Source organism: Hanstruepera flava (assembly GCF_023634025.1).
In the GTDB taxonomy this organism is placed as follows: Bacteria; Bacteroidota; Bacteroidia; order Flavobacteriales; family Flavobacteriaceae; genus Hanstruepera; species Hanstruepera flava.
Genome location: NZ_JALJCW010000003.1, coordinates 196,491 through 209,110 on the forward strand (window position 1 = coordinate 196,491; position 12,620 = coordinate 209,110).

The window sequence follows — 12,620 nt, forward strand, 5'->3', positions numbered from 1 at the left end:
TTATTTGTATAAAACCTTCTTAACTGCCTTAACAACATCGTTGCTATTAGGTAGCCATTCTTCCAATAAAACTGGTGAATAAGGCGCAGGCGTATCTGCTGTATTTATCTTTACAATAGGTGCATCTAAATAATCAAAAGCTTTAGATTGTACTTGGTAAGTAATCTCGGTAGCAACGTTACCAAATGGCCAAGCTTCTTCTAAAATTACTAATCTATTGGTTTTTTTAACCGAATTTAAAATGGCGTCATGATCCATTGGTCTTACTGTTCGTAAATCAATAATTTCGCATGATATCCCTTCTTTTTCCAATTCTTCAGCCGCTTTGTATGCTTCTTTAATAATTTTTCCAAAAGATACAATGGTTACATCTGAACCCTCACGCTTAATATCTGCTACTCCTAAAGGTATGGTATATTCTCCTTCTGGCACTTCGCCTTTATCTCCATACATTTGCTCACTCTCCATAAAAATAACAGGATCATCATCACGAATAGCCGATTTTAAAAGCCCTTTGGCATCATAAGGGTTTGAAGGCACAACTACTTTTAAACCAGGCGTATTGGCATACCAACTTTCAAAAGCCTGTGAGTGAGTTGCTGCCAACTGACCTGCAGAGGCTGTTGGACCTCGAAACACAATAGGACATTTAAACTGACCACCAGACATCTGTCTAATTTTGGCAGCATTATTAATAATTTGATCAATACCAACCAAAGAGAAATTAAAGGTCATAAACTCAACAATTGGTCTGTTGCCAGTCATGGTTGAACCTACAGCTATTCCTGCAAAACCTAATTCAGCAATTGGTGTATCAATAACTCGTTTAGGCCCAAACTCATCTAACATACCTTTACTCGCTTTGTAAGCCCCATTATATTCAGCTACTTCTTCTCCCATTAAATAAATGCTGTCATCGCGTCGCATTTCTTCGCTCATGGCTTCACAAACCGCTTCTCTAAATTGTAATGTCTTCATATTCTATTCATAATTAGGAAGAGCAAAAATAGGAAATATTAATAATAAATTTGCATAAAAAACAACTGTATATTTTGCAGTAACAACCATATATCCTACCTTTATTTTTCAACATTATCACTATGCCTAACCATAAATTATTAGTACTTACAATTTTGTTGGTTTCAGTTTTAAGTTTTTCACAAAACCCCATATTATGTCCCCAATTATCTGATACATTTAAAATTTCTGAATCAATTAATATTCCAACAATAACTGAAAATGATGATGGCACAATTATGCTCATTAGCCCTCAACAATATATTACAGATATTTTTGGCAACTATATCATTTATGGTTTTGAGAGAAGTTTCCCTACTGCAGACTCAGAACCATTGTCTCAATATTATACTATATTCTTTGAAAACAAAGATTTAATTGTCGACTTATACAACAATGTCCCTTCAGATATATTTGAATTTATCTATGATGATGAAACGGTTCCAACAAAAATACCAATTGACCAAAATATAATTGACAACCTCGATGGTAAAACTTTTTATTTAAAATCCAGGTGCTTTACTGGCGCAGGTGGATTAACTTGTGAAAACACTGAAGAAGAAATCCCAGAGGACATAATTATTTTATTAGAATTTAACTATGATAGCAGTACAGAATTACTAAACGTTTCTTCTCCTGAAATCACACCATGTGGTAATAGTTTTAATATTGATTATACCGGTAAAACACATTATCAAATTTCAATTTGGAACTCGGTGCCAGGAATTATAAATGAAAGTTATGACACTCCTTACCCAGATTGTCATGATTTTGAGGGTTCATTATACAGAATTCTTGGCGTGACGTGTGATGCTAATCTTTATGAATTTATGAACTATAGCTATAACAACGATGAGCTCACACTATCAAAAGATACAGGTTTGGAGGCAATGGAATATTTAAAATTTGAAGACTACAGCCTATCTGTACCTTCAAATAGTTTAGATAACATTCAATTAATTACCTCTGTAAACAATGAACAAATTTATTTTAAGAATTTGAAAGATTCCTTTTATCAATTTGAGATTTTTGATTTGTCTGGTAAAAATTATATTAATTCTACAATTTATGGCAAAGACAAAATATTAATAAATCAATTGCCTGACGGCCTATATTTTATCAGACTTAACAATTACAAGAACAAAAGAGTCTTTAAGTTCATTAAAAAATAACCCTACTCCATTCTTTAATTATCATTTTAAGAATTAAATACTATGCGTGCATAGTAAAAAATCGGAATAAAATAATTACCTTCGTAACCTCAAAAAAATATACTTTTTACTAAAAATTATAGATATGAAAATATTAGTGTGTATTAGTCACGTTCCTGATACGACTTCCAAAATTAATTTTGCTGATGGTGACACAAAATTTGACACCAATGGTGTACAATTTGTAATTAATCCTAATGATGAATTTGGCTTAACGCGAGCTATGTGGTTTAAAGAGAAACAAGGGGCTAATGTTACTGTTGTTAATGTAGGTGGTGCCGAGACTGAACCAACATTGCGGAAGGCTTTAGCTATTGGTGCAGATAGCGCTATTAGAGTCAATACTGAAGCCAAGGATGGCTTTCAAGTAGCTAAAGAACTAGCAAAAGTTGTGCAAGATGGTGGCTACGATTTAGTTATTGCAGGTCGTGAGTCTATTGATTACAATGGTGGAATGGTTCCTGGAATGCTTGCAGGCTTAACCAATGCAAACTTTGTAAATAATTGTATTAGTTTAGAAGTTGAAGGCACTAATGCCAAAGCTGTTAGAGAAATTGATGGTGGTAAAGAAACCATATCAACAAGCTTACCATTAATTATTGGTGGACAAAAAGGTTTAGTTGAAGAAAGTGACTTGCGTATTCCTAATATGCGAGGTATTATGATGGCGCGTCAAAAACCGTTACAAGTAACAGAACCAACAGGAGCAAATGCTGAAACTACATCAGTTAAGTTTGAAAAACCAGCTCCAAAAGGTGCTGTAAAATTAGTTGATGCCGATAATGTAGGAGAACTTGTAAACTTACTTCACAACGAAGCAAAAGTTATTTAATTAACGCTTAAAAAAAAGAAAACATGTCAGTTTTAGTATATACAGAATCAGAAGAAGGAAAATTTAAAAAAACTGCTTTAGAGGTAGCCTCTTACGCAAAGGCTGTTGCGGACCAAATGGGCACAACAGTAACCGCCATTACTTTTAATGCCAATGACACTAGTGTTCTAGGTAATCATGGTGTTGAAAAAGTATTACAGGTTAATAATAGTTCATTAGACAAGTTTAATGCCAATGCCTATGCAAGTGTTATAGCTCAAGCAGCTAAACAAGAAGGTGCAAAAGTTGTCGTTATTAGCTCAAGCGCAGACAGTAAATATTTAGCACCTCTTTTAGCTATAGATTTAGATGCAGGTTATGCTTCAAATGTTGTTGAAGCGCCTTCAAGCACATCGCCTTTTACAGTAAAACGTACTGCTTTTACAAACAAGGCTTTTAACAATACAACAATCGATACCGATGTAAAAATAGTTGGTGTTTCTAAAAATGCTTTTGGCGTTCATGAAAGTTCAGCTTCGGCTTCAGCTGAAGAATTTTCTGCCAACGTTCCAGAAATGGGCGTGCAAGTAGAATCCGTTGATAAAGTTACGGGTAAAGTTACAATAGCAGATGCAGAAATTGTTGTTTCTGGAGGTCGTGGTTTAAAAGGTCCTGAAAATTGGGGAATGATTGAAGAGTTGGCAGACGTTTTAGGTGCTGCTACTGCATGCTCAAAACCTGTAAGCGATTTAGGTTGGAGACCACATAGCGAACACGTTGGACAAACAGGAAAACCAGTTGCTTCTAACTTATATATAGCTGTTGGTATATCGGGTGCCATACAACATTTAGCAGGTATTAACGCTTCAAAAACCAAGGTTGTTATCAATACAGATCCTGAAGCTCCTTTCTTTAAAGCTGCAGATTATGGTATAGTGGGTGACGCTTTTGAGGTTGTTCCTAAATTGATTGAGAAATTAAAAGAATTTAAAGCTCAACAGTAATTTATTTTTTATAAATTGTAATTATATAAAGGGCTGTTTTAATTGGGTTTTACAAGGTTAATTAATATTTTAATGTTGTAAATTTAAAATAACAAATCTGTCTATTTTTATTTATAGAAGTTGTTAAAGTCCTAATTAAAACAGTTCTTTGTGTTTTATAAACTATGAGTTTAGTTCGACTAAATATAAAGGGAATATCATATAGCCAGACACAAAATGGCGCCTATGCTTTAATTTTAAACGAAGTGGATGGCGATAGAAAACTACCTATTGTTATTGGCGCTTTTGAAGCACAGTCCATTGCCATAGCATTAGAAAAAGAAATACGCCCTCCAAGACCCCTTACACACGACCTATTCAAAAATTTTGCAGATCGATTTGATATTGTTGTTAAGCAGGTCATTATCCACAAATTGGTTGATGGTGTATTTTACTCTAGTATAATTTGTGAACGTGATAAAATTGAAGAGATCATTGATGCCAGAACTAGTGATGCCATTGCATTAGCCTTAAGGTTTCAAGCACCAATATTTACCTATAAAAACATTTTAGATAAAGCAGGAATCTATTTAAAAATCAACCCAACTAAAGAAGAAGATGCTGAAGACGATAGTGTTTTGGTTAACGATTTAATTGCTGAAGAATTAGAGGCTGGCACTACTCAAGATGACTTAAAAGACAAAACATTGGAAGAACTACATAACATGTTAGACGAAGCTGTTTCTAACGAAGATTATGAAAAGGCCGCCAAATTGCGTGATGAAATTTCAAAACGCTAAACACACAAACAAATGAAACATTTTTTATTAGCTTTTACAGCTATTTTTTTTGGAATTACAATTAGTAATGCACAAAGCATTGAAAAAAAATGGCAGTTTCAGTCTGTAGAAAACGATTCCATATCTAATCTTTTTGAATTATCAAAGTCTGATGTTTTTATTTTAAACAAAGGTGATTTTAAGTACAATATTGAATCTAGAAACCTTGAAGCTTCAGGAGATTATATTCATCAAAATAATCTTTTGGTATTTTATTACAACCAACCAAACGATACCATTAGACGTTATAAAATAACCGAGCTCACAGACTCTACTTTAGTCTTCAATGAAAATAATACCCGTTATAGTTTTAAGTCTGTTCGTGAAATAGTAAAAGATGAATCTACTATATTAACCAATAGCGATCAAGATACTATAATACCGAGTCAAGGTTTTTCTTTTAACAGTCTTTGGCGAGGCATATTGGGTATGGTTTGTCTGATTTTTATTGCCTTTTTATTTAGTAGTAACAGACGTGCCGTAAATTGGAAAACGGTTGGTATAGGATTAGTTTTTCAACTTTTAATAGCAATAGGGGTTTTAAAGGTACCTTTTGTACAGGCTATTTTTAAATATTTAGGCAAGGCTTTTAATAAGGTTCTGACTTTTACTGAAGCTGGCACCGAATTCTTATTTAGTTCATTCATTTCTAATGAGATAGAAAGTCCCTTAATAAATTTTGCAATTACTATTTTACCGACAATTATATTCTTTTCTGCTTTAACATCTGTTTTATTTTATTTAGGGATTATTCAAAAAATAGTAAAAGCCATGGGATGGCTTCTTACAAAGCTATTAGGAATTTCTGGAGCCGAAAGTTTAAGCGTGGCTGGAAACATCTTTTTGGGGCAAACCGAGGCTCCATTAATGATTAAAGCCTATTTACAAAAAATGAATAAGTCTGAAATGCTTTTGGTTATGATTGGCGGTATGGCGACTGTAGCAGGAGGTGTATTGGCAGCTTATATACAGTTTTTAGGAGGTGATGATATGATATTAAGAGAATATTTCGCAAAGCATTTATTAGCTGCATCAGTCATGGCGGCTCCAGGCGCTATTGTTATTTCTAAAATACTCTATCCGCAAACCGAAGAAATTAACACTGATGTTACAATATCAAAGCAAAAAATAGGATCTAACATATTAGATTCTATCGCAATTGGTACCACTGAAGGATTTAAGCTAGCAGTGAATGTTGCCGCAATGTTACTAGTATTTGTTGCCTTTATTGCATTAATAAACTATGGATTAACCAAATTAGGAACAATAGGCAATATTAATGAATGGGTAAGTATTAACTCCCCTTATCCAGCTTTATCTCTTGAAGCTATTCTCGGAACAATTTTTGCTCCATTAATGTGGCTAATTGGAGTCGCAACAGATGATATAATGATGATGGGCCAACTATTAGGTATTAAATTAGCTGCAAGTGAATTCGTAGGTTATATACAGTTAGGTGAATTAAAAAATATAGCTAACACTACACATTTAAACTATGAAAAGTCCATTATTATGGCAACTTATATGCTTTGCGGATTTGCAAACTTCGCTTCAATAGGTATTCAAATTGGAGGCATTGGCTCTTTAGCACCAGGTCAGCGTAAAACGTTGTCAGAATTTGGTATGAAAGCTTTAATTGGCGGTACTATTGCGTCTTTAATTTCTGCAACTATTGCCGGTATGATAATTGGATAATTACATCAACAATTCGTTAATAACTTTTTATATAATTTAAGGGTTAAATCATTTTGGTTTGACCCTTTTTTCTATTTTTATTTCCCATAAAATCCGATTGAAGATGAAGCAATATCACGACCTTGTTAAGCATGTTTTAGAAAATGGAAATGAAAAAGCAGATCGTACTGGTACTGGAACAAAAAGTGTTTTCGGCTACCAGATGCGTTTTGATTTAAGTGAAGGTTTCCCTATGGTAACCACTAAAAAATTACATTTAAAATCTATTATTTATGAATTATTGTGGTTTTTAAAAGGTGATACCAACATCAATTACTTAACAGAAAACGGTGTTAGAATTTGGAATGAATGGGCTGACGAGAACGGTAATTTAGGCCCTGTTTATGGTCATCAGTGGCGCAATTGGAATAGCGACGATATAGATCAAATAAAAGATGTTATCCAAACACTAAAAACAAATCCTGATAGCCGTCGTATGTTGGTTTCAGCATGGAACCCTTCAGTACTGCCAAACACATCTAAATCGTTTTCAGAAAATGTGGCAAACGGGAAAGCAGCCTTACCACCTTGTCACGCATTTTTTCAGTTTTACGTGGCAGATGGCAAATTATCATGTCAATTATACCAACGTAGTGCCGATATTTTTTTAGGTGTGCCTTTCAATATTGCTTCTTATGCCTTATTTACTATGATGATGGCTCAAGTTTGTGGTTACGAAGCTGGTGAATTCATCCACACGTTTGGCGATGCACATATTTACAGCAATCATTACGAACAATTGGAACTACAACTGTCTCGCGACCCAAGACCATTGCCAAAAATGATTTTAAATCCTGAAGTAAAAGATATTTTTGATTTCACGTTTGAGGATTTTACATTAGTAGATTACAATCCACATCCACATATTAAAGGGGTTGTTGCAGTATAGTTTAGCTATTGTTTTTAATTTCCTAGAATAAAAAAGCTAAATTTACATAAGATAAGTATTTAGATATGTTCGGAAGAAAGAAAAACAAACCACAAGTAGATCCAACTGAATTAGAATTACTAAAAAATGCCCAACGACGCTTAAAACAGAAGAAAGGTGTATACACCCATTTCATTTTGTTTATTATAGGTTCTGTTTGTTTAATTATTGCTAATTTAGTTATAGGTATTGGCGAAACGGTTACCATATTTAATACCCATTGGTTTGCAACAGCAATTTCCGTTTGGTTTTTATTATTTCTTTATCACGCTTTTAAAGTATTTGTTACCGATTCGTTTATGGGAAAGCAATGGCAAGACGAACAATTAAATACATTAATTGCCAAACAAAAAGCTAAAATTGCCGAATTGCAAAAACAAGTCGAAAAAGATTATCCCTTACCTAATATAAAATCAACAGGTAAGCCATCAAAAAAATCGAATATTACACTTATTGTAGCTGCTGGCGAAGATAACGCCATAGGCAAAGACAACGATTTGATTTGGCATTTAAGTGACGACCTTAAACGCTTTAAAAGCCTTACCAACGGTCACCATATTATTATGGGTCGTAAAACCTTTGAAAGCTTCCCTAAACCGTTACCTAACAGAACGCATATTGTTATAACACGACAAGATAATTATCAAGTACCAAGTGGTGTAATTGTCGTCAACAATTTAGAAGATGCTTTCGATGCTGCCCGAAGCGATAGTAATCCTTATGTTATTGGTGGTGGTGAAATCTATAAACAAGCCATGCCTTACGCTGATAAAATAGAATTGACACGTGTACACCAAAGTTTTGAAAATGCCGACACTTTTTTCCCTGAAATAGATGAAAGTGTTTGGAAAGAAACACAAAAAACATTTCATGATAAAGATGAAAAACACCAATACGCGTTTTCATTTATTACCTATTCACGAAGCTAAAAAAGCTTAATTCGTTACAATTTAGTACATTAGTCTTATTAGAATCCCAAATCTAAGCGTTATGAAACGATTCCGTTTTAATTTTTTAGCTTTAGCATTAACGGTTACAATGCTCTTATTTTCATGCCAATCCATGAATAATTTAACCATGAGCGTTACAGAACCTGCTCCAGTTTATGTTCCAACATCAATACAAAACATTGGTATTTTAAACCGAAGTTTGGCTTCAATAAAGAACAAACCGTTAGACGATATAGACCAAATACTTTCTATTGAAGGTAAGAATTTAGATACTGAAGGTGCAAAATATACCATTCAAAGTATAAAAGAAACCTTTGAAAAAGATAGTCAGTATAACACTGTTGAAATTATAACCTCTGAAAAAATTGAGAATCCTGGTTTAGGTATTTTCCCAAGTGCTTTACCTTGGGAAACGGTTGACATGCTTTGCAAAGAAAATCAACTAGATGCTATTGTTACTTTATCTTTTTACGATACTGATGCTAAAGTATCCTATAAAACTAGAACTGTAGAACAATTAAATGCTTTTGGTATAAAAATACCAATGATAGAGCACGAAGCTACTATTTCGACTCATATTAAAGCTGGATTTAGAATTTATGACAACATCAATAAAGTTGTTCGTGATGAAATAGCATTAGATCGCTGGATAACTTCAGTGGGCAAAGGCATTAACCCAACTAAAGCCATTGAAGCAATAATAGGCAGAAAAGAGTCTTTACTGCAAGCCAGTACTGTTATTGGCCAAGATTATGTATACAGAACCTACCCGTTTAAAATTCGAGTTACTAGGCAATATTATGTAAAAGGCACAGACAATTTTGAAATAGGAAAAAGACGCGCTCAAACAGGTGATTGGGATGGTGCAGCAGAATTATGGGAACAGGAACTTAACAATCCTAAAAGAAAAATTTCAGGTCGCGCTTGTTATAACATGGCCATCATTAATGAAATTAATGGTGATCTGGAAACAGCTATGACATGGGCTTCAAAAGCCTACACTGATTACGAGGACAAAAATGCATTACGTTATTTAAACATCCTTAAAAACAGAAAAAACAAAAACGATTTGCTCGAACAACAATCTCAATAAATTAATGGTTAGATGGTTCAGTATATTAATGATTGTCCTCATTCCAAAAAACGGAATTTCTCAATCATTAATGAACATTCCAATTGAAAACGGTAATATTCATGTTACCACTTATGGAGTTGGCGATCCTATACTTATTATAAATGGTGGCCCAGGTATGAATAGTGAAGGGTTCACTTCGTTAGCCAAAGAAATTGCCAAAACCAATCTAGTTATTTTATACGATCAACGCGGAACTGGAAAATCTACAATTTCTGAAATCAATTCTGAATCCATTACAATGGAATTAATGGTTTCTGACATCGAAGCTATTCGACAGTATTTTGGATTTAAAAATTGGATAGTTTTAGGACATTCTTTTGGTGGTATGCTTGCCTCCTACTATCTGAAAAAACATCCAGAAAGAATAAAAGGTTTAGTTCTATCTGGTTCAGGCGGCTTTAACTTAAATATTACTAGAAATTTAAATTTACTATCTCGACTCACCGAAAAAGAACGCGATTCGTTTAATTATTGGAATAGACTAATTAGTCAAGGAGACACAACATATCGGGCTCGTTATAATCGCGGGAAGCACTTAGCACCTGCTTATGTTTATAATAGAAAGTACGTTCCGGTAATTGCAGAACGCTTAACCCAAAGCAACCGAACCATAAATCGTTTAGTTTGGCAAAATATGCGTGCCGTTGATTTTGATTGTAGTGATGCCTATAGAAGCTTTAAAAATCCGGTTTTAATCATTCAGGGTAAGCAAGATGTCATGGGAGATACTATTGCTAAAGAAGCGCATAAATTACTCGAGAATTCTGAATTGGTGTTTTTGGATGAATGTGTACATTATGGTTGGCTGGAACAGCCTGAAGTATATTACAGAAAGATTAATAGTTTTTTAGATAAACTTTAAAGTACTTTACCAATATGTATCAAATAATAACTAAAATTGCCTTAAATAACTCAACTCTAACTTATGATTCAAAAAGAAGTCTCATTATCTAACGAATTCAAAACCCAAACCACAAAAGCAATTACATCAATAATTATTTTTGCTTTTGTTTATTTATTAACTTTTTTTTTAGCAATTGGATTAACCGTACTTTGTGTTTATGGTGCAATTTCACTTGTAGCCGCTCACCCTAGATTTTTTACTTTGGCACTAGGTGTTGGATTAGCAAGTATTGGCTTTCTTGTTCTCTTCTTTTTGCTCAAATTTCTATTCAAAAAAAACAAAAAAGACAGAGGCCATTTGTTAGAAATTAAAAAGGTGGATCAGCCTCATCTTTTTGAAATGATAGATGAAATTGTAAATGAAGTAGGCACTCAATTTCCGAAAAAAGTTTACTTATCACACGAGGTTAATGCTTCCGTATTTTATGACTCTAATTTTTGGAGTATGATTCTTCCTGTGAAAAAGAATTTGATGATAGGCTTAGGGCTGGTAAATTGTATATCAAGAAATGAGTTAAAAGCTATTCTTTCGCATGAATTTGGTCATTTTAGTCAAAAAACAATGAAAGTTGGAAGTTTTGTTTACAATGTCAATCAAATTATTCATAACATGCTTTATGAAAATGAATCTTATGACAAAATGATTCAGAGTTGGGCTAACGCAAGTGGCTACTTTACGGTTTTTGTAATAATTGCAGTAAAAATTGTTGAAGGTATTCAATGGTTATTAAAGCTGATGTATGAGTTTGTAAATAAAAATTATTTAGGCTTATCGCGTGAAATGGAGTTTCATGCAGATGAAATTGCCGCAAATGTAACTGGCAACGAACCTTTAGAGAATTCTTTGTTGCGTATGAATCTTTCTGATTATTCTTTCAATTCAGTTTTAAGCTTTTATGAAGGAAAAATTGAGCAATGCTTAAAAAGTAAAAACGTATTTTTAGATCAATGGTTTGTTCTAAATTTCATATCAAAAGAAGATAATATTGAAATAAAAAACAGACTTCCTAATGTGACTATAGAAGAGCTTAATAAATTTAACAAATCTAAACTTGTCATAAAAGATCAATGGGCTTCGCATCCAAGTACAGAAGACAGGGTTGAAAGATTAAAAAAATTAAATCTTAAAAAAACGACTAATAACGATCAACTAGCAAACGAAATTTTTCAGAATTTAAATGCATTACAAGAAAAATTAACCGATATATTATTTTCGAACGTCATGTATAGTAAAGAACCCGATTTTACTACGCATGAAAATTTTAAAATCGAATTCAAAGAAAAATTCTTAGAAAATACATTCCCTAAAATATTCAATCAATACTATGACAATAAAAGCCCAATACAGTTTGAAGTTAGTAATGTTTCTTTAAGCAATAACCAGATTCACTTTAGAAATCTATTTAGTGATGAGAAAGTAAATTTAGTTTACCAGTCAATAGCATTACAAAATGACATAGCTACCATTAATCAAATATCAAATAATGGTTTAAAATTAAAAACTTTTGATTATGACGGTAAAAAATATTCAAAAAAAGAAGGGGCTAAATTGAGTATAAGTCTTAAAAAAGAATTAGAAACAATTAATGAAGAAATTGAACAAAATGACAAGCAAATTTTCCAGTATTTTTTAAACGCTGAAAGTGATAATTCGGGAGAGATTACCAAACTGGAAAAACTGTATAAAAATCTATTAGAGTTTGATAATTATTACGACGAAAAAATTTCAGTATATAATGAGTTAATGTCTAAATTAGATTTTATTAATTACAATACACCTTTTGATAAGATCAAAACGAACTTTGTTAACATAAAGCCTTTAGAAAATAAACTAAAAGCAAGCATTAAAGAATTATTAGAGCAGAATAAATACAATAACAATTTAAAGCTTGAAGTAAAAGAATGTTTTAATTCATTTACAGAAAAAGAATTAAAGTATTTTTTAGGAGAGCGTTATATTGACGAGAATTTGGAAATATTATTCACCTCACTTAATAATTACTATTTCCTTTTGTCTGAAGGATTCTTGATTAACAAAAGAGAATTACTTAACTATCAGGCATCATTAATTAAAGAATAGTTTTTAATTCCTATTTTTGCAAAAACAAA

General features: G+C 32.7%; 11 protein-coding genes. 10 read left to right on the top strand and 1 reads right to left on the bottom strand.

What is annotated here, in order from left to right; genetic code table 11:
* The gene (locus MTX13_RS10975) at positions 1–978 is read right to left on the bottom strand and encodes a pyruvate dehydrogenase complex E1 component subunit beta (RefSeq protein ID WP_250434997.1); all 978 of its coding nucleotides are present in this window, start codon (positions 976–978) and stop codon (positions 1–3) included.
* A 122-nt stretch (positions 979–1,100) separates the two neighbouring features.
* Between MTX13_RS10975 and MTX13_RS10980 the strand changes: the two genes are divergently transcribed.
* The 10 genes from MTX13_RS10980 (at position 1,101) to MTX13_RS11025 (ending at position 12,591) form a co-directional block, all read left to right on the top strand.
* Positions 1,101–2,189, top strand: coding sequence for a T9SS type A sorting domain-containing protein (locus MTX13_RS10980; protein WP_250434998.1), 1,089 nt, complete (start codon positions 1,101–1,103; stop codon positions 2,187–2,189).
* 124 nt (positions 2,190–2,313) lie between these two features.
* The gene (locus tag MTX13_RS10985) at positions 2,314–3,060 is read left to right on the top strand and encodes an electron transfer flavoprotein subunit beta/FixA family protein (protein WP_250434999.1); all 747 of its coding nucleotides are present in this window, start codon (positions 2,314–2,316) and stop codon (positions 3,058–3,060) included.
* Positions 3,061–3,083: 23 nt separating this feature from the next.
* The gene (locus MTX13_RS10990; protein ID WP_250435015.1) at positions 3,084–4,043 is read left to right on the top strand and encodes an electron transfer flavoprotein subunit alpha/FixB family protein; all 960 of its coding nucleotides are present in this window, start codon (positions 3,084–3,086) and stop codon (positions 4,041–4,043) included.
* A 164-nt stretch (positions 4,044–4,207) separates the two neighbouring features.
* Positions 4,208–4,822 (top strand): bifunctional nuclease family protein, encoded by a 615-nt coding sequence (locus MTX13_RS10995; protein ID WP_250435017.1) that lies wholly within the window; start codon positions 4,208–4,210, stop codon positions 4,820–4,822.
* Between the two features lie 12 nt (positions 4,823–4,834).
* Positions 4,835–6,556: a NupC/NupG family nucleoside CNT transporter gene (locus MTX13_RS11000; protein WP_250435027.1), complete on the top strand. Its 1,722-nt coding sequence runs from the start codon at positions 4,835–4,837 to the stop codon at positions 6,554–6,556.
* Positions 6,557–6,659: 103 nt separating this feature from the next.
* Positions 6,660–7,484, top strand: a complete 825-nt coding sequence (locus tag MTX13_RS11005; RefSeq protein ID WP_250435029.1) for a thymidylate synthase — start codon at positions 6,660–6,662, stop codon at positions 7,482–7,484.
* Positions 7,485–7,549: 65 nt separating this feature from the next.
* Entirely contained in the window at positions 7,550–8,452 is a 903-nt protein-coding gene (locus MTX13_RS11010; protein WP_250435031.1) for a dihydrofolate reductase, read from the top strand.
* 61 nt (positions 8,453–8,513) lie between these two features.
* A complete protein-coding gene (locus MTX13_RS11015; RefSeq protein ID WP_250435040.1) occupies positions 8,514–9,566 on the top strand; it encodes a DUF6340 family protein in 1,053 nt (350 codons plus the stop codon).
* 4 nt (positions 9,567–9,570) lie between these two features.
* Entirely contained in the window at positions 9,571–10,470 is a 900-nt protein-coding gene (locus MTX13_RS11020) for an alpha/beta fold hydrolase (protein ID WP_250435042.1), read from the top strand.
* A 63-nt stretch (positions 10,471–10,533) separates the two neighbouring features.
* Positions 10,534–12,591 (top strand): M48 family metallopeptidase, encoded by a 2,058-nt coding sequence (locus MTX13_RS11025; protein WP_250435044.1) that lies wholly within the window; start codon positions 10,534–10,536, stop codon positions 12,589–12,591.
* The last annotated feature ends 29 nt before the right edge of the window (positions 12,592–12,620 follow it).

Bases quoted from the DNA above. Each gene is read 5' to 3' on its own strand.
- MTX13_RS10980 (WP_250434998.1), top strand. From the start codon at position 1,101: ATGCCTAACCATAAATTATTAGTACTTACAATTTTGTTGGTTTCAGTT.
- MTX13_RS11005 (WP_250435029.1), top strand. From the start codon at position 6,660: ATGAAGCAATATCACGACCTTGTTAAGCATGTTTTAGAAAATGGAAAT.
- MTX13_RS11020 (WP_250435042.1), top strand. From the start codon at position 9,571: ATGGTTAGATGGTTCAGTATATTAATGATTGTCCTCATTCCAAAAAAC.
- MTX13_RS11025 (WP_250435044.1), top strand. From the start codon at position 10,534: ATGATTCAAAAAGAAGTCTCATTATCTAACGAATTCAAAACCCAAACC.
- MTX13_RS11015 (WP_250435040.1), top strand. From the start codon at position 8,514: ATGAAACGATTCCGTTTTAATTTTTTAGCTTTAGCATTAACGGTTACA.
- MTX13_RS10995 (WP_250435017.1), top strand. From the start codon at position 4,208: ATGAGTTTAGTTCGACTAAATATAAAGGGAATATCATATAGCCAGACA.
- MTX13_RS10985 (WP_250434999.1), top strand. From the start codon at position 2,314: ATGAAAATATTAGTGTGTATTAGTCACGTTCCTGATACGACTTCCAAA.
- MTX13_RS11000 (WP_250435027.1), top strand. From the start codon at position 4,835: ATGAAACATTTTTTATTAGCTTTTACAGCTATTTTTTTTGGAATTACA.
- MTX13_RS10990 (WP_250435015.1), top strand. From the start codon at position 3,084: ATGTCAGTTTTAGTATATACAGAATCAGAAGAAGGAAAATTTAAAAAA.
- MTX13_RS11010 (WP_250435031.1), top strand. From the start codon at position 7,550: ATGTTCGGAAGAAAGAAAAACAAACCACAAGTAGATCCAACTGAATTA.
- MTX13_RS10975 (WP_250434997.1), bottom strand. From the start codon at position 978: ATGAAGACATTACAATTTAGAGAAGCGGTTTGTGAAGCCATGAGCGAA.